Origin of the sequence: Pedobacter frigiditerrae, assembly GCF_032678705.1 — a bacterium.
Lineage (GTDB): Bacteria > Bacteroidota > Bacteroidia > Sphingobacteriales > Sphingobacteriaceae > Pedobacter > Pedobacter frigiditerrae_A.
This window is the reverse complement of the sequence record NZ_JAVTSS010000001.1, coordinates 877,346-904,260: the sequence shown is the minus strand read 5'-3', so window position 1 is coordinate 904,260 and position 26,915 is coordinate 877,346. Positions and strand designations below refer to the sequence as shown.

Genomic DNA, 26,915 nt, shown 5'->3' with positions numbered 1-26,915 from the left:
ATTTTTTTTGCATAGGTCGCCAAAAGCCTTTATATGTTTAAAATTAACACACATGCATAGAGTTGATATAGAAAAAATGATAAGGTCAAAATCAAACGGAGCTTTCAATTTTCCCAAAGAGCCTGCCCCGAAATTTCGGGGGATAAAATATCTATAGGGAAATTACAAAGCATACATTCGACCCCAGCTGGGGTCGCACACTATCATTGCATAATAACTATAGATATAAGACCTCTCTGAGGTCTGAAAATAAGTTCTAATAATTTTTACTTCCTTAACAATGTTGGCGTCCCCTAGCGCATAAAATTTTGGGATCAGAATACTAAATCATATGAAAAGGTTAAAAAATTATTCAGTAATAGTTGCATTATTTTTATTGATTAGTGCAATTACTAAAGCCCAAACAAATAACATCAAAAACGATGTCTTTTGGAAAACCAAAGATGGCAAACCAATAAATAGTCAAGGTGGTGGGATATTTAAATTTGTCGACCCAAAAACAGGCATAAAAAAATATTACTGGTATGGCGTTAACTACGCAGAGGCGGATAAATATCGAATCGACCCTTCTATCACACAACCAAAAGCTACATTCGAATCTGTTACTTGTTATACTTCTACAGATTTAGTGAACTGGACTTTTGAAAATGATGTTTTAACAAAGGCCGAAACAAATAAGACCAGTAAAACTTGGGTTGGTCGTTTAGGTGTTGCCTATATTAAACAATTGAAAAAGTATGCCATGTTTGTTCAGCATGGCGGAAAAGTCTTGATAACAGTTTCTGATACACCAGCTGGCGAATTTACTTGGCATCAAGAAATTAGTATGCTGGAGATGATTGGAACCACCAATACGGGCGACCAAACCGTATTTACAGATGAAGATACTGGAAAATCTTACCTCGTTTATTCTTATGGCAGGGGCCGAAATAAAATCTATGTTTCTGAAATAGGTGTAAAAGATGGAAAAGTTAACTTGTTAGATTGCACACAAATATTCAAGGGCGAAAGTCGTGAGGGTAATTGTATGTTTAAATACAACGGCAAGTATTACATGTTTGCTTCAAATATCTACGGATGGGACGGTTCTCTTGCCTATTATCTGGTTTCTGATAACATTAGAGGGCCTTACACACCAACCAACAATATGTTAGTGATGAAAGGTAGTGAGGCAGATTACGCACATATAACACAAACCGGTTTTTTTGTAAATGTAAAAGGTAGCGAACAAGAAACTGTTATTTATTGTGGCGACCGTTGGGCAGATTTTGCAGGTAACGGTTTAGGTTATAATCAATGGTTTCCAATTTCATTTGATGGTAAAACACCCTATTTTAACTCACTTAATTCTTGGAATTTAGATGCTAAAACAGGCAAATGGAATGTGGCCAAAGATAATGATTACGTGAGAAACGGAAGTTTTGAAGCCGATAGAAAACGTATTCCGAGTGTTGTTAAACCTGTACAAACACAATTAACAGGATGGACAACACAAATTATTGAAGGCAATAAAATTAGTCTGGATAGCGCTAACTCGCCAGACTTAAATTATTTTAATACAGAAGCCGACAGGAAAGTGGTGATAGGCGAAAAAAGTCTATACATCAACGATAAAGTAAACTTTAAACGTAAGGTATTTCAAATTATAACTTCAACGCCTTATGTAAAATTACCAGATGGAACTTATACGTTAACTGCTAAAGTAAAAAACAACAATGGTTTTAATAAGCTTGAGGTATATGCTTTAAGCAATGGCAAAACCTTTAATTATCTTGTTAAGGAAGAAAATGCAAACTGGAAAACCATAACCATAAAAAACGTTGCCATAAAAGCTGGTAAAGTAGAAATTGGATTTTTAGCTGAAGGAAAAGCAAATGCTTTTTGTCGTGTTGATGATGTGTCGCTAATTAAAGTTCAGTAGGTTTTTACTACCAAGGCACGAAGAACACAAAGTATAAGAACAACTCTTTGTGCATTTGGAGTTCTTTGGGGCTTAATTATTTCAACATTAAGGAATTAAGAAAAATGAAGGTGGCAGTATGCAAATTTCGTGTTTTGCACTGCATTAAATTTTCTAAACCCGTCCCGATAGCTATCGGGAGCAGTGAAAATACTTTTTGTCATCCTGAGCGTAGTCGAAGGGCAAAAAGATTGAAACGTAAAGTGGGATTTACTCTCAAAAAAGCTACTGCCTTTGCTTTTTTAAAAACAAAGTTGATTTTTTTACCGCAAAGATGCAAAGTACGCAAAGCTTAATTCTTAGCGCTTTTCGTCTCTTTGCGGTTTATAAAACACCCTGTCCGCTATGCGTGCACCCCTATAAAAGAGGGGAATTGATTTACTTAATCTTAACTGACTTTACTTTTTCAAAAACATTAACAGGTAAAATATTCCCCTTATCGTCAAATCTCAAAGGTGAAATTGCGGTTTCACGGTTGTAACCATTACCACCTGGAATTTTAAAGCGATGGTAAGCAATATAAAATTCATCTTTGCCTGGAACCTGCATAATAGAATGGTGACCAGCGCCTTTTACAACACCTTTACCTTTTAAAATTGGGTTTTGTTCTGCTTTAACAAATGGTCCCATTGGCGAATCTGAAACGGCATAAGCTACAGAATATCTTGGGTCGCGGGTATCAAATTCAGACCAGCTTAAATAATATTTTCCGTTTCTTTTAAACACAAAAGAACCTTCGTTATATCCTTTTGGTTTAATTGATATGATTTTAGTTGCATCATAAGAAATCATGTCATCGTTCAATTTTACAATGTTACAGTTCCCTTGTCCGAAGTATAAATAAGCAGTGCCATCATCATCTACAAAAACCATTGGATCTATCATTTGGCCTTTTAAAGCTCCTTTTTTTACAAGAGGTTTTCCCAATGCGTCCTTAAACGGCCCAGTTGGTTTATCAGCCACTGCGACACCAATATTTACATCGGCAGAGAAGTAGTAATAGTATTTACCATTTTTATAAGCAATGGCAGGTGCCCAAGCTCGCTCTTTTGCCCAACTAATGTCTCTTGGTAAATCTAATATCACTTTTTCAGACTTCCATTTAACCAAATCTTTAGAAGACCAAGCTGTAAAACTTGTTGCCTTCCATCCTTCTGAACCATCGGTAGTTGGATAGATGTAAAACTTTTTACCAAAAGCAGCAATATGAGGATCTGCATACACACCAGGCAAAACTGTAGCAGGTGCATTTAAAGTATCTGTTTGCGCATCAGCTGTTGAGATAAACAGGAAAAGACTCAATGTTGCTAATAATGTATTTTTCATATGCTAGTTTTTCAATAATATTTCGGGAACCCCTCCCCACTTTTCATTCAATCGTTTTGCTTCTTCTTTGGTAATACCAATTATACTGCCATGGCGTGGAAAAAAGTTTTTGGTAAATGATTCAGGTGTTTGTGTAAACTGATATAAATCTTTGCTACGCTGAAATTCATAGCGTTTATTGGTGTACAAATCGTACATCAATATGTATGTATCTGAATTATTTAACTTGAATACACTTGAACCTTCTACCACAATTTTTTTGGCAGAATAGGCATCTAAATAATTAAAATCTTCTACCCAAGGCCCCTGTAAGCTTTTACCAATGGCTTGTCTAATTCCATTTTTATATTCCTTGCCATTTTCGTCTTTGGTGTTTCCCTTAATAAAAAAATGATATGTACCATCTTTGTAAATAATATCGCCATCTATAGCACCATATTTCGGACTAAACATCAGTTTCGGCTCATTTTCAAAAGCATTAAAATCTGCATTGGCATAAGCTGAATAAAAATCTAGCTTCAAATCATCCTTAAATTTAACTGTAAAATAAACTAAATATTTCCCTGCAGCTGGGTCGTAAATAGTTTGTGGTGCCCAAACCCATTGGATGTTTTTAAACTTGGTAGGATAGACTTTTTCTAAATCTATAAAACCGTGTTTCCAATCGATTAAGTTTCCAGATTTTAGCATTACAATCCCTGGATTATGTCCCCAACCATTTTTTGCAGTGCTCATATCGGTAGCTACCATATAAAAGCTTTTTTCATCCTCGCCTCTTAAAATATGTGGGTCTCTCACTCCCCCCGTTCCAGAGATAAGCTCCGAAGGAATAATCGGCTGATTTTTATTTAAGGCAGACCAGGTAACAGCATCGGCACTTACACCAAACCTAATTTGTTCATCTTTATCTCTTGGACCAGAACCTTCGAAATAGCTAAACAAATAACCTTGTAAAGGCATTTCTTGATAAGCTACAGTGACATCAAACGACTTTTTAACCTGTATATTCCCAGAAGTTATTAATGCTGTCATCTTCAACTTTTTCTTAATCGTATTTCTAGGCGAAAGGTTAAGCAGTTTTCCTTTGTCTGAAACATACGCTGGATTGCTCGATTTCCAAGTGATTATCGAGCCATTTTTACCTATAGAATCTAAGGGTAAATCCCAATGGAGATTGTTTGCATAGCCTGTTGGTATATTTAAAGCAGCAGCATCTATCTTAGCCTTGTTTTGAGCTTGTGAATTCTCGCCGATAGTAACCAACAAAACAACAGTTAACAAGTATTTTAAAATATATTTCTCCATTTTCATAAATTAAATTTGTCTCGTCATACTCAAAATATTAAGCATCATAGTGGCAGTTAAAAGCTTTGCAGGCGCATTACGATTCCCGCTTTTGCGGGAATGACGCAATACTTATATCATTATTTTGCTACGATTGTAAATTGTTCTTTGGAAACATAAAAATTGAAATCTTTAATTTTCCCTTTTGTTTTTTGTGTGCCTGCAAGGTATTTGAAACCAGAGATATTGGTTACTTTTCCTAAATCTATAACTACACGATGTGGATGAGCTACTTTTTTATAGCCCCATTGTGTTTGCCAAGAAGTTGTAGGCTGATTATCCATCATTAAGGTTGCCAAGCCATTTTCTCTTTCAAATTCTTCGCTATCGGCATAAACAATGGTGCATTCTTCTCTCGGTACTTCTTGTCCATTTGCGTCTAAAATTCTTAATTCTGCTATGGCGGCAACGGCCGAATTTTCATAACTAGAAGTACTTTCTAAACAGATATAACGTCCAGAAGCAGTTTTATCAAAAGAGATATTTTGCCAGCCATCCTTATCTTCTAGCACTCCGGTTTTTACCAACTGATTAGCATTTAAAGTTAATTTAGAACCAACTTTTGAATGCAATAATGTAGAATCCAATTGTGTAGACCAAATTTGCTCCTTAATGCCCTTTATTGATTTATCTTTAGGACTACCCAACTCTAGTACCGTAATCTGATTAACCCCTTTTTTAATCCAACAACCTGGAATATATAAGGTTTGTTGAGGCCCAATACCCCAATACCTACCAATTAATTTACCATTTAGCCAAAGCAAGCCATGGTCTAAATTACGGGTATCCAGATAAGTATCTCCTATTTCATTTACGGTAAAACTTCCTTTTAAAAACTCAGGATATCCACCTTTTGAAGAGGAGGTTTTAACACTTTCTATTTTATCCAATGGAAATTGATAATGTTGCCATCCTTTTAGGGCTTTTCCATTTAAATAAACACCTTCGGTAATGCCTTTGCGTTCGCTGTCTATCGCCGTACCAAAATTTACTCTTCCTAAAGGTTCTACCAATATTTCTAGCCTATGTTTTCCTGTCGGGAAGTTAACTTGTATCGCAGTCTGATTAAGCCTTCTATCCAATACACCAATTTTCTTGCCATCGAGATAAATCATTGCCCTATCCATTACACGAGTAATTTTCAATTCACCTTTTAACTCGCCAGTAAAATCGTGAGCATATAAAATCAAACCATAAGCCTGGTCTAATGCCTCTATATTTTGTGGTGTTTCAAAAACTTTCGGAGTTGGCAAATTATTAACCAAAGAGGCAAAATGCGTCAATTTAAACTCAGGGATAACAATCTTTTTAATTGGCGTAGGTAAAGCAGGTAATTTTAAATCTGGATATTTCTTTAAAATCACATCTCTAAAGGCATAGAACTTATCATTTGGTTCACCATCTTCATTTAAAGGCGCATCATAATCATAACTGGTGGTGTAAGGCGTATAATAAGTATTACTGCCATTTGCCCCAGGAAAAAAGCCATTAGTTGTACCTCCATGGAACATATATAGATTAACAGAAACACCATTATCTATCATCCATTTAAAATCTTCCAATTTCTCTTTTACTGAATGTACCTCATGCTTACCGCCCCAGTAATCGAACCAACCCGTCCAAAACTCAGAGTTAAACCTTGGTCCTTCTGGCACATATTGTGCAAAAGTCTCAAATCCTTTTTGTGCCTTACTACCAAAATTAATGGTTGGTATTACACCTTCAACATGTCCTTTATCGTAGTAATTTTTCCCTGGCCAATCGCAATGAAACAAGGGCACATCCACTCCTGCTTTTAACAAAGTATTTTTGATGGCTTCTAAATAAACCTTATCAGACTTATAAACACCATACTCATTCTCTACCTGCACCATTAACACATTGCCGCCTTTTGTAATTTGAGCATTTTTAAATGCTTGTACTGCCCTATTCAAAAATGTTAAGGTTTGAGGCATATAATCGCTATCCGAGGTACGTAAGACGATGTTTTTATTCTTCAATAAATAAGATGGCAGTCCGCCTAAATCCCATTCTGCACAAGTATAAGGTCCTGGACGAATAATTACCCACAATCCCTCTTCCGCTGCAATTTTGCAAAATTCAGCTATATCTAGGTTGTCTTTAAAATCATACGTTCCCTTTACAGGTTCATGGGCATTCCAAAACATATAGGTACAAATGGTATTTAAACCCATCGACCTTGCCTTTTTTAACCTATCTCTCCAATATGCCCTAGGTACTCGAGCATAGTGCATCTCGCCAGATATGATATGGAAAGGCTTGCCATCTAAAAAGAAATCGTTTTTATTGATAGCGAAAGTATGTTTCTGCTGTGCTGCTAATTGTGCTATGCTGAAAAATAGAAATACAACAAGTAGAAAATATTTCTTATTTAAGTTGAAGTTCATTGATGCCATTTAGTTTGATTAACCAAAAATAAAAGAATAAACGTCAAAAAAACGTTTATTTCATCAATCTTTTATTAATGTTATTTAAAAAACACCAAATCAATTACTTGTAAATGATTTAACATGATTGTGAATACTAACTTTATCTGTTACTATTGTTGCTTTCACATTCTTTAGTACAACATTTTCAATTGGCAATGACTGCTCTCCAAGTAAATGAGATACAAATTTCACATTACTTGCAGTGATATTTTCTAGGTAAATGTTTTTAATAGGTGTTAATTTTTTAATCACTGTAGGTACTAGTGTTTTCCATTGATACAGTACATTAGTTTCAATCCCTAAGATGCCTTGATTTATTTTACCAGCAGTTATATTTTTAGCGTAGATATTTTTAACATATCCGCCCATTCTTTCGTTTGTTTTGATAAAAATCAGGTGATCAAGCTTTGCCCCATCAATTACTTTGCAGTTTTCGATTAAAACATTTTCAATTCCACCAGAAAGTTCACTTCCTATTGCTACCAATTGATGTCCATTTTTAACTGTATTATTGCGGATAATAATATTTTTAGAAGGAGTTTTTAACCGCCATCCTTCTGGGTTACGACCAGACTTAATTGCAATCGCATCATCACCTTGATCAAAAGTGCAATTCTCAATTAATACATTCTGACTCATTTCAGGGTCAACTCCATCATTATTATGACCGTGAGCATAAACTTTCACATTTCTGATTACAACATTTTTTGATAGATAAGGATGAATTGTCCAAAATGGACTATTTGTAATTTTTATACCTTCAATAAGGACATTTTCACTACGGTTAAACTGTATAAATTGCGGTCTGAGGTGAGCAGTATCATTTACCATTTGTCGATCTGTTACCGGACTGTAAGCCATTGCTAAATTATAAAGCCGCTTAATACTTTCCATATGACCTTTTGGACGGGAGAACCACTTTTCCCATACATCCATTTGCGCTTTAATCTCTCCCTCGCCAGTAATTGCAACATTTTTACATTGATAAGCATAAATTAAAGGTGAATAATTGTAGCATTCCATACCCTCCCAACTGCTGTGTACAGTAGGCAAATAGTCGGCTGGATTTGCCGAAAAAAGCAATAAAGCACCCTTGCTTAAGTATAAATTAACATTACTTTTTAAATGAATTTTTCCAGTTAACCATTCTCCTTCAGGTATAACAACCACTCCACCGTTCTGCTTATTTGCTGCTGCTATTGCCAATGCAATGGCTTTTGTAGTTTTATCTTTATTACCCTTTTCTGCTCCAAAATCAGTGATTAAAAGTCTTTTGCAATTTGAAAAATCAGGAACTTTAATAGCGTTCATTTTAAACGGTGCAGTTATATTTATTTCTTTAATTATAACAGCAGAATCCTTTCTTGCGAAAGAAAGGCATATGATTGCACAGAAAAATAGGATTTGCGTTTTGATATTCATAATAAGGGAAATATTTGGCTGTTTAGACGTAAGGTAAAGGTGGATAAAGATATCATGATATGCAACCTGTTCCATCCTGTATAACAGCAATTTTTTTAGCATTATAGCAACAGTACAGGATGCCAAGAAAGTTATAATGATTTATATTTGGTCTAACCAAATTTTAAACATGTTCAGCCAAAATCCAATCAGGTTTATAAGCGCATTTTTATTTATCCTTAGCTCTATCCTTAATTTACCTTTATTTGCGCAACAAGCAGGTAAAACCGATGCTATTTATTCTGGATTGCCTTGGTACGACCAAAATGGGAAAATTGTAAGTGCACATGGAGCCAACATTATTAAAGACAAAGACAAATATTATCTCTTCGGCGAGGCACATAGTGATACCAGTAATGCTTTTGTCGGCTTCAACTGTTATTCTTCAAAAGACTTATACAACTGGAAATTCGAGAGTATTGCCTTACCTGTTCAAGCGGCTGGCAAATTAGGTCCAAATCGAGTTGGAGAGCGTGTTAAGGTAATGAAGAACCCAAAATCTGGTGAGTATTTCATATATATGCATGTTGATACTTTAGGTTATAAAGACCAGTTTGTGGGTTACGCTACTGCAAAAAACATCACTGGCCCTTATGTATTTAAAGGCCCAATATTATTCAATGGCAAACCCATCAAAAAATGGGACATGGGAACTTTTCAAGATAAAGACGGAACAGGATATATCCTCACCCATGGTGGTGTGATACACCAATTGGCAGCTGATTATAAATCTATAATTGCCGAAACCAACAAACAAATCTCTACCGGATTTGAATCTCCAACCCTATTTAGAAAAGGCAATACTTATTATTTCATTGGTTCGAACCTCACCAGTTGGGAAAAGAATGATAACTATTATTATACCTCAACCTCTTTAAGCGGACCTTGGACAGCTAAAGGTTTATTAGCACCAAAAGATAAACTCACTTGGAACTCCCAATCTACTTTTGTTTTAGCCATTGAAGGTTCAAAAGACACTACTTATATGTACATGGGTGATAGATGGTCGTTCCCTTTTCAACTTTCTGCCGCTACCTATGTTTGGCAACCCATTACGTTTTCAGCTGATGGCATTTCTATTCCTAACTATGTTCAATCTTGGACAGTTAACACGAGTACAGGAGTACATGCAATCAAAAAATCAGATTTCAATACTATAGAAAATACCAACAAACTGATTATTTATCAAGGTAATTGGAAACATCTATCAGATTCTATATCAGTAAGTAGGTCAGCTACCAAAGGCGATGCTTTTTCTTTTACTTTTAAAGGTACGCAGATAGGATTATACGCCATGTCGTCATCAGATAATGGTTATGCTTCAATTATTCTAACTAATAAAAAAGGAAAGGTATTGGTTAAAAACCTGGTAGATACTTATACCAAATCGCCAACAAGTACAATGGTTTTTCTATCGCCAATCTTACCAAAAGATGAATATACTTTAACTGTTACTGTATCGGGATTAAAACCAAATTGGTCTGATAAAAAGAAAACTAATTATGGCAGTACCGATTATAATATTTCATTGGATAAATTAATCATTAAGGAATAAATCATTATATGAAAACATACTTTTTCTGCTTCCTACTTTGTTTAACAAGCATTTTAAAAGTTAATGCTGCTAATCCAGGCTCTCCTACTAACCTTAGAACTTCTGATAAAATAAACACAATTGGAACCAACGACCATCCATTTTTTGGCTGGTATGTAAATGATATCGATGAAAATGAAATTCAATCTGCTTATCAGATTTTAGTAGCTTCTACCGCAGAAAAATTAGCCAAAGGCGATGCTGATATTTGGGATAGTGGCAAAACTAAATCGAGGTCGCAGAATTATATTGATTTCAATGGAAAAACCCTTAGCCCTGCCACTCGTTATTATTGGAAAGTACGCACTTGGGATAAAGATGGTAATGTAAGTCCGTATGCTGCATTTACCTATTTTGACACTGGTTTATTTAAAGCTGCTGACTGGAATGGCGCTTTTTGGATTAGACGTGAAAGCAAAGATGTGAACGACTATACTTATTTCAGAAAGGAAGTATCACTTGTTAATAAAACCGTTAAAAAAGCCATTGTTTATCTTTCTGCTTATCACAATTATGAGCTTTATATCAATGGAGATATCATTGGCAAAGGATTAGCGCATCATTATCCTCAATATGCTTATTACAATGCTTACGATGTAACTGGCAAGCTAAAAAGCATAAATACTCTTGCTGCAATGACGCATTGGTATGGTGGCGGACAAGGCAGGCCAAAAGGCGATAGCCGGTTTATATTGAAATTAATTGTTACTTATAATGATGGCACAAAAGCAGAATTTGGAACAGATAAAAGCTGGAAGCAAATTCCGGTTGCAGCATTTAATCCGGCCACTGCAAAAAGAGGTGGCGAAGGAATTGGTTTTGTTGATGTAATAGATAGTCGCAAGGCTTTAACCGATTGGAACAAACCTGGCTTTAATGATGCTGATTGGCAACAGAGCAAAGAAATAGGTGCCCATCCTTCTGCTCCTTTTACGGGCGAGCTGCAACCAGATTTAACGAGACGAATAGAAAAAACCATTAAACCTGTTGCTGTTAAAAACCTAGGCAATGGTCGTTATGTCATCGACCTAGGCAAAATCTATGCAGGTGTACCAGATATTAGCTTTGCTGGTGGAAAAGCAGGTGATACGGTAAAAATGTTAGGTGGTTTTGTGTTAAAGGAAGATGGTACAGTTTCTGAAAAAATAAATCAAAGCACAAACTTGGCTTATTCCTTTGTATTAAATGGCAATACAGCTCAATTTAAACCCATAGTTTATTTGGGTTATCAATATTTGCAGGTAAACAACTCGCCGATTGTACTTACAACAGAGAACGTAAATTTTATAGTAAGGTATTACGAACTAGAACCAGAACGTGCCAATTTCAATTCATCTAACCCGATGTTAGATAAGGTTTGGGAATTGATGACACATTCTGTAACACTAGGCGCACAGGAAGATTTTGTAGATACCCCTACACGGGAAAAAGGAGGCTTTTTATCTGATGGCTGGAGCCAAGCGGTAAGTGCAATGATTACCATGGGTGAAAGAGCGATGAATCATAGGGTACTACTTCAGTTTTTGGATTCCCAAGACCAATATTGGCCAGATGGGCGATTAAATGCAGTTTACCCCAATGCCGATGGAAAAAGAGACATTCCAGATTTTACCCAACAATACCTTTTATGGGTGTGGGATTATTATTTGCAGACGGGCAATACTGAATTTTTAAAAACAAACTATACCAGAATTAAAAAGGTAGCAGCATATGTAAGCGCTTATAGCAATCCAAAAACTGGATTGATAGAGAAACTTGCAGGCGGTAGTGGTCCTTATGCTTATGGAATTATTGACTGGCCAAATAACATGCGTTATGGTTACGACATGGAAAGCACAAGTAGAACGGTAATTAGTGCTTATGCTTATGCAGATTTTGATATCATTGCTAAAATTGCAACAATCATTGGGCAATCTGCTGATGCAGATTTATATCGTGCTAAAGCAGTTGCAATAAGTAAGGCAATTAACAAAGAATTGATTAATAAAGATGGTGTTTATATTGATGGATTACTTAGCGATGGAACTCAAAGTAAACACGTTTCCCAACACGCTAATATGTTTCCTTTAGCATTGGGCATAGTACCCGCCGCGAATAAAAAAGCGGTAATTAATGCGATAAAAGAACGAAACATGAGTGTTGGAATGGTAACCTTGCGTTTTTTACCACAAGCCTTAGGCCTTGCAGAAGAAGCCTCACAATTGCTAAAACTTTATACCAATACCCAATGGGATGGCTGGGCAAAAAACATCGCTCAAGGTGCTACTGCTACTTGGGAATCATGGAATGCGCTAGAAAGAAACGATAGCATGTGCCATCCATGGGGAACCAGCGGATTGGATGGCATGCAACAATATTTTTTAGGTGTAAGGTCTATTAAACCACAACATGAATTGGTAGAAATTAAACCACTCGATTTTAAAGGCGAATTGAAAAATGTAAGTGGAAGCGTTCCTACAGATAAAGGCGACATTAAAGTTGCTTGGGAAAGAGATTTGAAAACTTACCAATTAACCTTACAAAGTCCAGCAAATGTTATGGCTAATGTTTACATACCAAAAGGAACCAACTCATCACTAATAGTAAGTGTTAATGGGAAACCTGTTAATGGTAAAATCAGTGGCAATTACATTCTGCTTTCTGGTATTGGTTCTGGTAAACATACTTTTAAACGAAGTCTCTAGTCTTATTTAACCATAAAGAATCTAGTCGTCATTGCCAGCTCGATTGGCAATCTTAATGCGATGGAAGAATGAATAGATGTTTAACCCTTTAAGATTCCCGTCTGCACGGGAATGACGGTATGCTGCCCTATCGAAATGGTGTCTCACCTGCCGAAACTTTCTTTATTTCATTAACTCACAAAACAGTTTCCTCAATCGCGAAAAGCTCATTTCGAAATGACGGCAACACGATAAAAATAAAGTCTACAAAAATAGTAGTCTTTATATAAAATATTTATACTTTTGGAAAGTTTTGAATTTAAAGCCGTCAATAACCATCTAATACTAGTTGATGATGAAGCAATCAGAAGTACCAAATAGTTCCTTAGTTAATATCCTTAGCCAAAACAAAAAATGATTAACATTAATTATTTGGCATTTGCTATTCCAGCTTTTTTCATTTTTTTATACATGGAGTACGCTATTGCGGTACATTTAAAAAAAGCACACCTGTTTAAATATGAGAGCTCGGTTTCCAATGTAAGTATTGGTATTGCAGAGCGATTACTCAACTTATTTATTGCTGCTAGCTTTTACGATTTATTCTTTTTTGTCTATAAAAACTATGCAGTTTTCAATATCCCAAACGTATGGTGGGTTTGGGTCTTGCTTATTCTAGCTACAGATTTTGTTTGGTATTGGTATCATAGACTTGGGCATCAAATTAATTTCTTATGGGCAGCGCATATTGTACACCATCAAAGTGAGGAGTTTAATTTAAGCGTATCGGCCAGAATTACCACTTTTCAGGCCTTAATTAGAAATGTATTTTGGTGCGCCTTGCCTTTTATTGGCTTTCATCCAGCCATGGTCATTACCATATTGGCTGTACATGGTGGCTATTCTTTCTTTACACATACCCAGTTAATAGGCAAATTGGGATGGCTTGAAAACATATTAATCACTCCATCATTACATGGCATTCACCATGCTAGCGACGAGAAATACCTCGATAAAAATTACGGTGATGTATTTGTGTTTTGGGATAAGCTATTTGGCACCTTTCAAAAGGAAGAAGAAGCACCAAAATATGGTTTAACACATCCCATTAAAAGTTATAGTTTTTTATGGCAACACTTCCATTATTATTTTGAACTGGCAGAGGCTTGCAAAAGAGAAGTGGGAATTAAGAATAAACTAAAGATAGTTTTTGGTAATCCAGCTACCCTAGATCAAGACATTAGACCCATATTAGAAAAACGTTTTTTACAACACAAATCTCCAGAACGGTATCGATTTAAGTTCAAGAAATACCTTAATTTTCAATTGATAGTTTGCGTAACGCTATTGACATTTATCACAGCTTTTTTCAATACCTTACAACTACACGATAAGGTTTTTATTACATTATTTCTATTAATTACCTTAATTAATTGTGGGGCATTGTTAGAACAACGTAAGTGGATTTACTACTTAGAGTGTTTAAGGTTAATCTTGGTTTTTGCTTATGTCTTTTTTAAGTTCGACTTATTGGGTTTGATATTTTTACCAACTCTTTCCTTAATCATTCTAGAAAGGACATTTGCGTTGAGCCAAGTTTATAGAGTTTACGTGCTACAGTACGAGAAGATAGAAAATTAAGAAACTAACATCCACCTATGAAACAAAAAAAGAGCTATCCATCCAGAGCGCTCTTTTTATATATTACCAAATATAACTGTTTCTTATCCTATATGATTAGTACTAAAACAATAATCAAATTTAAATAGTTAAAATAACAAAAGTGTCCTGTACTATGCTGATTTTGAGCATAATTATTGAAAATAATATGAGATTTTTTGTATAAACCTTAAAAAAGACCAAATAATGTAGAATTATTTATTGGAAAACAATTGCTGGTACCTCTTGGTAACCGAAGCCCCCCATCGTTTTCTGCCTACTGCAGGCACAATGTCCTTAAGTTAATAATTTGAAGCGGTCGTCATTGCGAGGGAAGCGTAGCGACGAAGCAATCTTTCAGGAATGTTGGAGCCAAATGAAATCCTAAAAAGAGGAAAGATTGCTTCGCTTTGCAATGACGCTCAGGGTGTAGAACCAAACAAGCTGAACTTAATGACATTGACCTTAGGCAGGAAATCTTTTTATAATTTCGTCATTTCGACTACAAGGAGAAATCTGAAAGATAGCAGCATTATAGTAACAGCTATCTCAATCATTCCTCATTTCAACGGTAGGCAAAAATAAAAAGGATTTCCACTTAGTCAGGTTTAAAAACCATGGCTCATATTACCAAACAGCGCAAACAACTATATATCTAGCTAAAAAAAAAGTTGTTATATAAAAAACAGCTATCTTACACTATGAAAAAGAAACTAAGTATATCACATAAACTCAAATCAACTATCATCGTGATAGAAATTCTATATTTGGTAGTTATGTTTATAGCTATTTGTCTTTAAGCCATCAAACAAATTACTGAACGATGCGATAATTTATCTAAGCCTTCTTTTTAAGCCCTTTTTTCACAACTAAACTAACATTGTCTTTTTTAATAACACTAACATCCCTACACTGATCCTTATAATTATAGGCGGTCATTACACATAAAATAGCACTTACCAAACAAGTCACTATTCTTATTTTAAATTCGGTTTTGTTCATAACGTACAGTACTAAAGCCTATAGGGCTGGCTTGTTTGAAATTTATATTTGGTTACTTGGCTCAATTTAAAAAAAAAGCTTGATCAAATATAATAATGTGAAAATAAATATCATCCTGTGCTATCCTGCTCTAATTAATTATAAGTATTGGTTATTCAAAAATTGGATTACAATTATAATTTTATGGATAATTTGCAGGAGCTTTACTTTCACCAAGAACCACTGCCTTTGTTAAATAAACCTGTCCAGATAGCTATCGGGAGAAATGTATGCCGACCGATTTTTATCGGCTCGGCAGCAATGGAAAGCAGGGCTTCAACCGCCAAGAATTACTACCTTTCATTTCCCATTTCTAATTTTAATTTTTAGGCTAAAATCTAAGCTACAGGATAGAACAGGATGAAAATTTGCTTGTCATTATCGATATTAGTAATTACCAAATACATGAACGATAAAAAACCCTTCCTTATGAGCGACAATGCTCCAGTAAAAACAAAAAAAAACAGCCTAAGCAAATTCATACTTTTTGCAATTATTGGAACTATCTTACCTTTTTACGCATCTGCGGATTTTATTTTTCGTAGCAAGGCAAACTTAACTGTATCAATTAGTAGCAAAGAAGCTGAAGTGGTAAATACAGCTTTAGAAATGTTCGGCAAAGATTATAATGCTGTATTTAGTGGGCAAATTGTAAAAAGCGCCAATGCCCAAATTTACATTGGTACTTTGGGAAATGGTACCGAGGCCGAAAAGTTTATTGATAAAAAGTTTATTGATGATTTAAAAAACAACAAGGAAGCTTATGCGATCCAAGTTAAAAACGATAAAATATACATTTTAGGCAGCGATAAACGAGGAACAGCTTATGGCATTCTGGAAATTTCGAGACGTATTGGCGTATCTCCTTGGGAATGGTGGGCAGATTCGCACATCGCTAAAAAGAGCACAGTGATGCTAAAAAACGGATTTAGTTTGTTCGAACATCCATCAGTAGTGCACCGAGGCATTTTCTTAAATGATGAAGATTTTGGCATTAATCCTTGGAGTTATTTAACCTATGAACCTTCAAAAATAAAAGGGCAAATGGGCCCAAAAACTCACACCCGTATTTTCGAACTATTGCTTCGCCTACGTGCCAATACTTTTTGGCCTGCCATGCATGAGGTTACAGAAGCTTTTTATCAAACACCAGGCAATAAGGAAATAGCAGATAAGTACGGCATTGTAATGGGAACTTCACACTGTGAACCAATGATGCGCAATGCCAATACAGAATGGAAAATTGACGGAAAAGGAAATTACGATTATGTAAATAATAGGGCTAGCGTGTTAAAGTTTTGGGAAGACCGAGTAAAACAATTGAAGAATTCAGACAACATTTATACACTCGGGATACGTGGGGTACATGATGGCAAAATGCAGGGTGCAAATACCTTACAAGAGCAAAAAGATGCCATAACTGCGATATTTAAAGACCAGCGTGACATGATAAAAACCTTTTTGAACCCTGATGTTGAAAAAGTGCCACAGGTTTTTATCCCTTATAAAGAAGTTCTTGATGTGTATAACATGGGCTTAGAAGTACCTGATGACGTTACGTTAATGTGGACTGATGACAACTATGGCTACATCCGTCATTTCCCGAATGAAAAGGAACGTGCTCGCAAAGGTGGAAACGGAGTGTATTATCATATTTCTTACTGGGGTCGACCACACGATTACCTTTGGTTAAGTACTAATCACCCCGCACAGCTTTACACGCAAATGAAAATGGCCTATGACAAGGGCGCTAAAGACATTTGGATTTTAAACGTGGGTGACATTAAACCAGGAGAATATCTAACAGAACTTTTCTTAGACATGGCTTGGAACATCAATGCCATAGCGGATAGTAAAGCAGGCTTAGATAAACATTCACAAGCTTGGTTAGCTCGAGAATTTGGTCAGCAAAATTCTACAGCGCTGAGTGCCGTGATGAATGAGTACTATCGTTTGGCATACATCCGCAAGCCAGAATTCATGGGTAATACTCGAACGGAAGAAACTAATCCTAAGTATAAAGAGCTCGCCGATTTACCTTGGAGTGAGCAAGAGATTAAAAAACGCATTGCTCATTATGATAAAATAGCAAAAAAGGTAATTGAGCTTTCAAAAACAATAGCTCCAGAAAAGCAAGATGCTTGGTTCCAGTTGGTGGAATATCCTGTTCGTGGTGCTGCCGAAATGAACAAAAAACATCTCTATGGCCAATTAGCAAGACATAGCTTGGCACAATGGACACAGAGTGATGCCGCTTTTGATGCGATTCAAACACTTACCCAGCGTTATAATTCGTTAGCAGGAGGCAAATGGAAAAATATGATGAATGCTAGTCCTCGCAACCTTGCTGATTTTCTGAAAGTTCCACATGTAAAAGCTGAGAAACCATTAACCCAGCTCCGAAAACCGTTAGCAATGTTTAATGGAACTCAATATTCGAAATTCTCTGGGGCTAAACCCATTACATATGGATTAGGTTATGAACAAGGGGCGATAAGCTTGAAAAAGGGCGAAACAGTTGAGTATTTGTTTAATAATTTAACTACAGATTCTGTATCAATTGAAGTAAACTTAGCCCCTAATCATCCGGTAGAAGGAAAATTAATTCGTTATGAAATTTTTGTAGATGGGCAATCTTTAAAGGTTGTCGACTATCATACCTCCGACAGAAATGAAGAATGGAAAGTGAATGTATTAACCAATCAGGCTAAACGCATTACCAAAACCAAGTTAAAAAGTAAAGCTGGACAACATATTGTTGCTATTAAAGCGATAGATGAAGGTGTGGTTTTGGATCAGATTAAGGTTTGGTAAATTAATAGCGTCATCTCGACAGAGCATAGCGACGAGAGATCCATTAGTTGAAACAGATCTCTCCTATCGTCGAGAAGACGGCCACAACATATCGTCATCTCGAAAGAGCGTAGCGATGAGAGATCTAATAGTTGAAACAGATCTCTCCTATCGTCGAGATGACGTAACGTTTAAACCTTCACCATCCGAAATTCAATTTCCTTTTTAAAGCGTAATAACCAACTCCTTATCAAACTCCATCAACCTTAAATGACTTATCGCCCCAAAATGCATGGCATCTTCTGCTAAGATTTTATCAAATAAAGATATCGCTTCTTCTTTTTTACCCAAGCCCATCAATCCAAGCGCTGTCATGTAAAAACAGTGTAATTGATTGCGCAAATCCATATCATCATCAAACACCAATAAATTAGGTAGCGATACTGCAAAATAATCTAATACAACTTTATCATTCTGATGAGCTGTTCCATAAGCAATTAAATTATCGAAAATAGCTTTTGCTTTAACATGCTGGCCTAATTTAAGCCAAGCCAAACCTTGATAAAATATCTTATCTGGTTGCTGGTCGTTATAAAACATGGCAGCACCCAACTCAGCACTGCCAGCTGTAGCTTTTATAAAATAACGTTTAGCTTCATCATCATTACTTAAACCTTTATGAGCTACACCTAACCAATAAAAGATATCATTTTCTGCAGCACCATATAATTTCCCTTCTCCTAGGTTATGAGGATAAGTTTGTGCTTCAGTTAATAGTCCAATGGCCAGTTCAAAGTTGCCTGCTTCAATTTCCTGTTTAGCCCATTCTACCTGAGCAAACAAATACTGACCAGATACTTTTCCTTCGCCACCTTCCCAAGGATGAAATTGTCTTTCCATTAATAAATCATAAGCCAGCTTATGGTCGCCACCAAAATTATAAAGCGACAATCTTTCCAAATAAAGGTCATCACGTTGTACAACGGTTTTTAAATGAAGTTCCAAAAACTTCAATCTTTCTGCTACTGGTCTATTGATACGTTTGTAAAGCTGGTCTAATTCCATCAATACCCTTGCATCTTTTTTGTCTAACGAAAATGCTGTTTCAAATGCAGTAATTGCTCCATTTTTATCTAGCGACTTGTTAAAATAAGCAATTCCTAAGTTACGATGTGCGGTAGGGAAACTCTTTTTAACCGAAATAGATTGCTCCCAACAAGCGATTGCTTCGTTATATTGCCTTTTATCGTACCAAAGGTTGCCTAGGTAATAAGGTGCTTTCGAATCTGTCGGATTATTTGCAATGGCAAATTTCAATACTGAAATATCTGCTAAACGATTTGGAAAACAAAGATATGACGCTGCTTTTGATGCTTTAGTAAGCCATTTTTTAACCTGAACTGGCTCATTTAATTGAGCCGCAAAAAATGCTAGGTAATAGTAAACCATAGGCGATGTTTCTTCGCTAATCGCATGATTCAAAAGCGTACTTGCCTCCACATAAAGTCCAGCCGTTGCATAATCCAATGCGTATTCCATTATATTTTGCGCATTCCCATTATTCAGCACAAGCATTTCTTTCAAATATTTGTCTGCTTGCTCCTGCTGACCAATCGCTTCGTAAATCAGGATGCGTTCTTGCATTACACCTAGGTTAAATCGATCTCTTTCTAATGCCTTGCTACAAACATGCAATGCTTGTCCCCATTCCTTTGCAAAACGCAATAACGTAGCTTTTAAAACCCAAGCTTTGCTATTGCCCATGTTTCTATCCAAGGCTTGGTTAATATGCCCCAGTGCTTGTTCGTAATCGCCTCGCGAAATATCAATTTGTGCCACTGCAAAAAATGCAGCATCTTGCCAAGCCTTACTCCAAGTTGCTTTATAAAAAGCAGTATAAGCCTCATCCAACTCACCTTGATATTGCAGGCATAAACCTAAATTGTAATAAGGTTCGCTATCGTAAGGGTTTGGATTTCTACTAATAGTCCCCGCAACAGCTTTTCTAAAATAAGGTACTGCCAATTCAAACTGACCGCGTCTTAAATACCAAGCACCTAATGCATTGTTGCTACGAATATCTTTTTCGTCTCTTTTTAAAGCCTCTTCATAATAAGGTACCGGACTAAAAGTAGCATGGCGATACTGCTCCAAATGCTGGCCTATTAAAAAAAGCTGTTCGTTATTTTCAACCTCTTTTGGTGGCAAAGCTGGTTTAGCTGCATCTGGCATTTCATTCTGCTTGTTTTTTGAAGGCTGATATTTAATCAACTCTTTTCCTTTGGCATCAAACACTTCTAAAAGGAAAGCATTTTCATCAATCGATGAAGAAACTGGAATGGATTGCTCAAAAATCTCTTCGGGAAGCAACTCCCCTGCTACTTCAAATAATATTTCTTGGTCTATAGAAAACTTAACCTTACAATTAGGCTGAACAGAAGTAACCATGATTTTAACGATAGCTTCATCAGCTAAACGCTCAATAGTAATTAATACATCTTTTGTGGCGTTTTTAACCTGTCCTAATTCTCGATAAGGCAAAAAATACTGCGTAAAAGTCTTTTCTTCATAAGGCATTAACCAAGAGAAATCAGGCTGATTATCGGTAAACACACCTGTCATCAATTCAATATATGGCCCATCTTCATCAGTTAAGTTTCTATCCCATGCTTGCCCAAAATCACTATGCCCCCAAGTCCATTGTTTTTTACCTGGCGAAACATGGTGACTAGCCACATGTAATAATCCTCCTTTGCTATCGTGCTCATAACCACCCATAAAATCATATTCTGAATTGATGGCCATGTATGAAGTTGGCACTGGTATATTTTTATATCTTGAAATATCAGTTCCTGGCGAATAATCTACTTTATAATAAGTACCAGTGGCTATAGGAAATGAGGATACATCTCTTTTACCATGGTCAAATACAGCATTCACATCTGGTGGAAAAATTGATTGATAATGATCGTTAACCTTTACTGCCGGATTTGCCCACCATAAAAATGTTTGTGGCAACGAAGTTCTATTGTATAATTTTGCCTTAATCTCAATATAGGCCTTATCAGGATGTAAGGTAAAACCAACCATCCCTTTAGTCCCAAACATTCTTTCAATTTCATTAACCCAAACTGTTCTACTCCCATCACTGTTCTCGCTGACATCAAAATCTATAGGCTCAAAAGTGCTCGGTCTATGATGTTGTGGCCAGTTAAATTCTATTCCTCCAGATATCCACGGACCAGTTAAACCAACAAGGGCAGGTTTAATCACTTGGTTATAATACACAAAGTGACGGTCTTTTAATTTATCATAAGCCATTTGTATTCTGCCACCTAATTCAGGCAAAATCATCACTTTAAGATATTTGTTCTCTAAAAATAATGCCTGATAAGCCTTATCCTTTTTTTCGTCTTCAATCTTTTCGATAACTGCATTTGGATAAACCACCCCACTACTTCCTTGATAAACACGTTTCTCAAAAAACATAGGGTTTTTATCTGGTTTACCAATACCATAAGTTGGAATCATCACTTCTTCCTGCCAAACTTTCACCAATGAATCGCTCATTATTTACGCTTATTTTAATGTCCTACAAATGTATTTTCTAACTCTTCTAAGGTTTTGCCTTTGGTTTCCTTTACTTTTTTAAGGACGAATAAAAATCCTAAAAAGCAAATACCAGCATACAAATAGAATGGACCATAAGTACCTAATTTTTCTGCTAGAATGGGAAATGTAAATACCAATATAAAATAGGCTCCCCATAAAGAAACAATGGCTACAGATGAGGCTAAGCCTCTAATGTGGTTTGGAAATATCTCAGAAATCAACACCCAAGTTACTGGCGCTAATGAACTTGCGTACATGCTAATAGATAACAAAACGAATATGGAAACAATACCTGCCGCAGCCCCACTTTGCAAAAGATAAGCCAATATGATGTAGGTAACCGATAAACCAATTGAGCCAATTAGCATTAATGGCCTGCGACCCAATTTATCTACTTGCCACATGGCAAATATGGTAAAAATCAGATTTACTAGTCCGATAGCAACGGTTTCAAATAACTGTCTGTCTAAACTTGCCCCTACCGATTCGAAAATGGTTGAGGTATAATTAAATACCACATTAATACCACATAATTGCTGAAAAACTGCTAAAGTAATTCCCACTAAAACAGCAGGGCGAACACCTTTTGCAAATACAGCAGCATAGCTTTGTTTACCAGTATGATCGGCCATAGATTTTTCAATATCACCAACAGTGTTTTTTACAAATTCAGGAGAACCTATCTTGTTTAATATCTTTTTGGCTTGCTCATTTTTGCCCTTTTGCATTAACCACCTCGGACTTTCCGGCAACCAAATCACACCCACTAAAAACAGAATAGATGGAACTACACCTAAGCCAAACATCCATCGCCATGCATCTGGCCCAGAATCTGCCAATTTATAGTTGACTAGATTAGTTATTAAAATCCCAATTACAATGGTTAATTGATTAATGGCTACATTTCTACCACGCACTTTAGCCGGAGAAACTTCTGCAATGTACATAGGGCTTAGCATAGAAGCCATCCCAACGCCAATTCCTGCTGCGAAACGCATCGCCACAAAAATGCTCAGGTTACCAGAAAAAGCCATTCCTATTGAGGAAACAGCAAAAACAAAAGCTGCAATGGCTAAACCTGGTTTTCTGCCGTAACGATCGGCAATTTTACCAGCAGCCAAACAACCAACTATACAGCCCAAGGCTAAAGACCCTGTTAAAAAACCTTCCCACCAGGCATTCAACATGAACTCTGTTCTTAAAAACGGAAGTGCCCCAGATATTACTGCAAAGTCAAACCCAAAAAGGTAGCCTCCTAAGGCCGAAATAAATGATATTCCGATAATGTAACTGCTATTAAATTCAGTTTTGGTAGTTGCCATTTGTATATTATTTAAATTTTAGAGTATAGGTATATTCAGGTACTAAGCTCACACGTTTAATGTCCACTAGCTTTGCGTCTTTAGCGAAAGTTGGTTTGGCTGATGGTAATAAATCAACTAGATAAGTGGCGCTTTTGTAAATAGGCCTAAAGTAAAACTGTAATTCGTTTTGTTTTGAGTTTCCAATAAATTGTTTCAAGCCGATGTTCCAAGGTAAGCCTTTATAAAAATCATCAGCCACCAAATTATTATCCAAATAGGCTAAACCAACATCTCCTAAATAATCAATATTTAAAAACACATCATTTAACCCTTTATCTAATATTGGCAATTTTACCTGTACCTTATCTTCACCAGTTAAGTTGTGCACAAGCTCAGACTTAATTGATGGTAAGGTAATACGATAATTATCCAGTGGCGATGAATCTTTGATTTGCGTAAATCTCGAATCTGCTAGTGGTATAATCGTCGCCTTAGGATAAGTAGAAAAACCAAAATCAGATTTACCTAAAGAAAGAAATTTTAACTCCTCCTTATCTTGTAAGATTAAAGCATCAGAAAAAGCTATAGCTTCTTGTTTGTCTGTAGTAAGGAGATAAGATTTTAAGGCAGTTTCTTTGGTAATTACCAAAACCCTAGTCTTTTTGCCATTTTGTTCCAAACTAAATTCAGCACTAGCTTGAAAATTTGGTATAACTCGCCATTCATTTCCGCTTTGCGTAATGTTACAAGCAGAAAGGTTATTGATTTTTAAGTCAGCCGATTTAGAAAAAACAAAAACAGGCTTTTCTCCATCATTGCTAAAAAATACATATCGTTGGCTTTCTAATGTTCCCACTTTGGTTAACAATTGGGCAGTTGCATATTTTAAATTAATGCCGTTTAAATCTAAGTTAAAAGGATAAATAGCATTCTCTCCACTTTTAATAGCTATTGGAAATGAAATAATTTCAGTTGTAGTTTTCACGTTTATGGTTAAACCAACTTTATCAGTCAACTTCGCATCGTCCTGGAAATTATTGACAAACAAAAATCCACTTTTACCATTAGAGCGAACCGAATAACGTAAAGTCTCTAAATTTTCTGGTTTTATTTTTTCATTTCCTTGAGGCAAGGTAACTACCATTGGTGCTAATACATCACCAAAATCCTTTAAGAAAAAGTGTATCAGTTTTAAGCGATGAAAGGCTGGACGAACTTGTCCATACTCTCCTATTGGTGCCTGAAAATCATAAGATATTTTAGGATATCCATAAGCCTCATCGCTAAAAAAGAAATCGCCTTTGGGTGTAGAACCTCCATGATACATGTAATAGCCCAATCCATTTGCCGCACTGCCCAAACACCTATTAATTAAGGCATCCATACTTTCGGCAGGTACGGTAGGTCTTCTTACATAGGTACTCATGATACCAGAACCTAATTCTGCGGCAAATGCCGGATATTGTTGCGAATCATAACTAATAGGTGCATAATCCGGGTTTTTAGTCATATCCTTAAACTGGTAGAATGGCGAAATATCTGCTTTTTCTGTCCAAGTAGGGTAAGCGTAAGCTGCTGTAACAGGGATACTTTCTTTATCTACAATTGCAGCATTACCCCAACCTGTAGCGGTATATAAAGGTGTAATCATTCCATTTTTTGTGGCAAGGCTTTTTAAAACTTTCATGTGATCCCTACCCAATTCTGCATAAGGGTTTTTCACATCTGATACTGCAACACCTTCATGGGTAACAGCCTTATCTCTTGCTGAAGCCGTCCAATCATAGGGCGCACCAGGATAAGTCATCCCCCATGGCGAGGCAGAGTGTTGGTATTCGTTTTCTATTTGGGTAGCGATAACGGGTCCGCCATCCTTAAAAAACAAGCCTTTCATTTGTTTACCAATCTCTGCATAAAGTTTATCAACTGTTGCTAAATAGCCAGCGTCATTAGACCTTACAGAAAATGGTTTGCTCAATATCCAATCTGGCAATCCGCCATTCCTAATCTCTCCATGACAAAATGGACCTATGCGGATAATTACCTGCATTTCATTATCAGCACATAAAGTCAAAAACTTCCTTAAATTCCTATTGCCACTCCAATTAAATACTCCTTCCTTCTCTTCGTGGATATTCCAAAATACATAAGTAGCTACCATACTGATACCACCAGCTTTCATCTTTTTGATAGATTCGTCCCAATATTTTTCATCATACCTACTGAAATGAAATTCTCCCGTAACTGGTATAATGGCCTTATTGTTATAAGAAATGTAATAGTTATTTACAGCAATCTTGTTGCCTTTTGGGTCAGAGCCACCTAGTTGTAGTTGACCTTCCTTAATTTCCTTGGTAGATTTACTTACATCTATAGTATAGCTTTTTTGTTGGGCAAATGCCGATAACTGAACAACACCTAAAAATAAGAAAATGGAGGTGCGAAAGAAAACGCTAGTTTCTGGCCATGTTTTGAAATTCATACTTTGTATTTGGTAAATCAAAACTATAGTAAAATGACAGCTATACAAATGGACAAAAATTAATAAAATATGGACTTTTAGACTATTTAATTCTGCCAGCCATTTTATCTTCAAGTATTATTTCAACTACCTAATTAATATTTTAAGAACTATAAATTTAAATAACTGATGTTTTTATTTAAGTTTAGGTATAATTTATTTTTCAAATTACAATAATTACATAGACAATTGAACCTTTTTTAATGTATAACGAGGAAACCAAGAAAATAAAAGAAGGATTTGTTGGCCAACAAATGATTGTTCTTCCTCCGAACATTAAAAAATTAGTTGCAAAAAATAACCTAACCCGCCTATTTTATTTAACAGCAATAGGTTATTATCCAAATGCTAACTTCCATCATCGAACTCGTAAAACAGGTAGTGGACAGCACATCTTGCTATATTGCACCAGTGGTCGTGGTCACATTTACTTAAAAGACCAAGAAATTGAACTTACGCCTAATACTTTTTTCGTCATTCCAAAAAACACACCACATCATTATAAAAGTAGCATCATAGAGCCTTGGAGCATTTACTGGGTGCATTTTACTGGTCCTACTGCCGACATTATCTATGAAAGATATGCCGATGTTACTCCCTTATTGCGGCAAATACCTTATAGTGAAAAACGAATAGAAAATTTCGATGCCATATTTAACCTATTGGAAGAAAGTTTTGACGAGCAATCCTTAGAAATTGCCAATCTAAAATTGATGGATTTTGTGAGTTCAATGATTTATATCAAACAATTAAATCCTGCACAACACCAAATGGACCAGATGGATAAGTCTATCTTGTTTATGAAAAATAACATCAACGGCATTTTCACTGCCGAAACTTTTGCTAAACAACAACAACTATCTCTTTCCCATTACTCGAGGTTATTCAGAAGTAAAACAGGGAATTCACCTTTGCATTTTTTCAACCAGCTCAAGGTGCAAAAGGCCTGTCAGTACCTCTATTTTACCGACAGGAATATTAAAGAAATTTGTACTGAACTTGGCTTTGATGATCCTTTTTATTTTTCTAGGCTGTTTAAGAAGTATATGGGTATTTCGCCCAGCCAATACAAGAAAAATTATAGGTCGCAACGTTAAGATAATCAGTCCTTATTTCTCATTCCCTATTTCCAGTTTCCTATTTACTATTTACTATGCCATCTTCCGTTTCCCCTCTTACATCTTCCC

14 protein-coding genes are annotated in these 26,915 nt (G+C 36.0%); 6 read left to right on the top strand and 8 right to left on the bottom strand.

The genetic code is table 11. The features are described from left to right. Positions 1-331: 331 nt before the first annotated feature. Positions 332-1,921: a family 43 glycosylhydrolase gene (locus R2Q59_RS03700; protein WP_316783762.1), complete on the top strand. Its 1,590-nt coding sequence runs from the start codon at positions 332-334 to the stop codon at positions 1,919-1,921. A 417-nt stretch (positions 1,922-2,338) separates the two neighbouring features. On the opposite strand, the gene R2Q59_RS03695 is transcribed toward R2Q59_RS03700, so the two are convergent. The 4 genes from R2Q59_RS03695 to R2Q59_RS03680 all read right to left on the bottom strand — a co-directional run bounded on the left by R2Q59_RS03695 (position 2,339) and on the right by R2Q59_RS03680 (position 8,391). Beyond that, positions 2,339-3,286, bottom strand: coding sequence for a family 43 glycosylhydrolase (locus R2Q59_RS03695; protein ID WP_316783760.1), 948 nt, complete (start codon positions 3,284-3,286; stop codon positions 2,339-2,341). A gap of 3 nt (positions 3,287-3,289) precedes the next feature. Next, entirely contained in the window at positions 3,290-4,591 is a 1,302-nt protein-coding gene (locus R2Q59_RS03690) for a glycoside hydrolase family 43 protein (RefSeq protein ID WP_316783758.1), read from the bottom strand. Between the two features lie 119 nt (positions 4,592-4,710). Beyond that, positions 4,711-7,038, bottom strand: coding sequence for a beta-galactosidase (locus R2Q59_RS03685; protein WP_316783756.1), 2,328 nt, complete (start codon positions 7,036-7,038; stop codon positions 4,711-4,713). A gap of 99 nt (positions 7,039-7,137) precedes the next feature. After that, positions 7,138-8,391: a glycoside hydrolase family 28 protein gene (locus tag R2Q59_RS03680; protein ID WP_316783754.1), complete on the bottom strand. Its 1,254-nt coding sequence runs from the start codon at positions 8,389-8,391 to the stop codon at positions 7,138-7,140. Positions 8,392-8,671: 280 nt separating this feature from the next. Between R2Q59_RS03680 and R2Q59_RS03675 the strand changes: the two genes are divergently transcribed. From R2Q59_RS03675 to R2Q59_RS03665, 3 genes are all read left to right on the top strand, one after another. Next, positions 8,672-10,096 (top strand): family 43 glycosylhydrolase, encoded by a 1,425-nt coding sequence (locus R2Q59_RS03675; RefSeq protein ID WP_316783752.1) that lies wholly within the window; start codon positions 8,672-8,674, stop codon positions 10,094-10,096. Positions 10,097-10,104: 8 nt separating this feature from the next. Beyond that, a complete protein-coding gene (locus R2Q59_RS03670; protein WP_316783750.1) occupies positions 10,105-12,819 on the top strand; it encodes a family 78 glycoside hydrolase catalytic domain in 2,715 nt (904 codons plus the stop codon). 393 nt (positions 12,820-13,212) lie between these two features. Then, complete coding sequence (locus R2Q59_RS03665; protein ID WP_316783748.1) at positions 13,213-14,439, top strand: sterol desaturase family protein; 1,227 nt, start codon at positions 13,213-13,215, stop codon at positions 14,437-14,439. Positions 14,440-15,294: 855 nt separating this feature from the next. Here R2Q59_RS03665 and R2Q59_RS03660 read toward each other — a convergent pair. Continuing rightward, positions 15,295-15,459, bottom strand: a complete 165-nt coding sequence (locus R2Q59_RS03660; protein WP_316783746.1) for a hypothetical protein — start codon at positions 15,457-15,459, stop codon at positions 15,295-15,297. A gap of 468 nt (positions 15,460-15,927) precedes the next feature. Here R2Q59_RS03660 and R2Q59_RS03655 point away from each other — a divergent pair, with 468 nt between their 5' ends. Next, positions 15,928-18,312 carry a glycosyl hydrolase 115 family protein gene (locus tag R2Q59_RS03655; protein ID WP_316783745.1) on the top strand — a complete coding sequence of 795 codons (2,385 nt, stop codon included), beginning with the start codon at positions 15,928-15,930 and terminating at the stop codon, positions 18,310-18,312. A 204-nt stretch (positions 18,313-18,516) separates the two neighbouring features. Here the strand turns inward: R2Q59_RS03655 and R2Q59_RS03650 are convergent, their stop codons facing one another. The 3 genes from R2Q59_RS03650 to R2Q59_RS03640 are packed head-to-tail and all read right to left on the bottom strand — an operon-like array spanning position 18,517 to position 25,689. After that, entirely contained in the window at positions 18,517-21,861 is a 3,345-nt protein-coding gene (locus R2Q59_RS03650) for a DUF5107 domain-containing protein (protein WP_316783743.1), read from the bottom strand. A gap of 14 nt (positions 21,862-21,875) precedes the next feature. Next, positions 21,876-23,225, bottom strand: a complete 1,350-nt coding sequence (locus R2Q59_RS03645; RefSeq protein WP_316783741.1) for a sugar porter family MFS transporter — start codon at positions 23,223-23,225, stop codon at positions 21,876-21,878. Between the two features lie 7 nt (positions 23,226-23,232). Then, positions 23,233-25,689 carry a beta-galactosidase gene (locus tag R2Q59_RS03640; protein ID WP_316783739.1) on the bottom strand — a complete coding sequence of 819 codons (2,457 nt, stop codon included), beginning with the start codon at positions 25,687-25,689 and terminating at the stop codon, positions 23,233-23,235. A gap of 242 nt (positions 25,690-25,931) precedes the next feature. On the opposite strand from R2Q59_RS03640, the gene R2Q59_RS03635 reads away from it, so the two are divergent. After that, the gene (locus R2Q59_RS03635) at positions 25,932-26,825 is read left to right on the top strand and encodes an AraC family transcriptional regulator (protein WP_316783738.1); all 894 of its coding nucleotides are present in this window, start codon (positions 25,932-25,934) and stop codon (positions 26,823-26,825) included. The last annotated feature ends 90 nt before the right edge of the window (positions 26,826-26,915 follow it).

Excerpts from the sequence above, each read along its gene's own strand:
- R2Q59_RS03650 (WP_316783743.1), bottom strand. The coding sequence starts at position 21,861 with ATGAGCGATTCATTGGTGAAAGTTTGGCAGGAAGAAGTGATGATTCCA.
- R2Q59_RS03695 (WP_316783760.1), bottom strand. The coding sequence starts at position 3,286 with ATGAAAAATACATTATTAGCAACATTGAGTCTTTTCCTGTTTATCTCA.
- R2Q59_RS03675 (WP_316783752.1), top strand. The coding sequence starts at position 8,672 with ATGTTCAGCCAAAATCCAATCAGGTTTATAAGCGCATTTTTATTTATC.
- R2Q59_RS03660 (WP_316783746.1), bottom strand. The coding sequence starts at position 15,459 with ATGAACAAAACCGAATTTAAAATAAGAATAGTGACTTGTTTGGTAAGT.
- R2Q59_RS03665 (WP_316783748.1), top strand. The coding sequence starts at position 13,213 with ATGATTAACATTAATTATTTGGCATTTGCTATTCCAGCTTTTTTCATT.
- R2Q59_RS03690 (WP_316783758.1), bottom strand. The coding sequence starts at position 4,591 with ATGGAGAAATATATTTTAAAATACTTGTTAACTGTTGTTTTGTTGGTT.
- R2Q59_RS03670 (WP_316783750.1), top strand. The coding sequence starts at position 10,105 with ATGAAAACATACTTTTTCTGCTTCCTACTTTGTTTAACAAGCATTTTA.
- R2Q59_RS03640 (WP_316783739.1), bottom strand. The coding sequence starts at position 25,689 with ATGAATTTCAAAACATGGCCAGAAACTAGCGTTTTCTTTCGCACCTCC.
- R2Q59_RS03700 (WP_316783762.1), top strand. The coding sequence starts at position 332 with ATGAAAAGGTTAAAAAATTATTCAGTAATAGTTGCATTATTTTTATTG.
- R2Q59_RS03645 (WP_316783741.1), bottom strand. The coding sequence starts at position 23,225 with ATGGCAACTACCAAAACTGAATTTAATAGCAGTTACATTATCGGAATA.
- R2Q59_RS03655 (WP_316783745.1), top strand. The coding sequence starts at position 15,928 with ATGAGCGACAATGCTCCAGTAAAAACAAAAAAAAACAGCCTAAGCAAA.
- R2Q59_RS03685 (WP_316783756.1), bottom strand. The coding sequence starts at position 7,038 with ATGAACTTCAACTTAAATAAGAAATATTTTCTACTTGTTGTATTTCTA.
- R2Q59_RS03680 (WP_316783754.1), bottom strand. The coding sequence starts at position 8,391 with ATGAACGCTATTAAAGTTCCTGATTTTTCAAATTGCAAAAGACTTTTA.
- R2Q59_RS03635 (WP_316783738.1), top strand. The coding sequence starts at position 25,932 with ATGTATAACGAGGAAACCAAGAAAATAAAAGAAGGATTTGTTGGCCAA.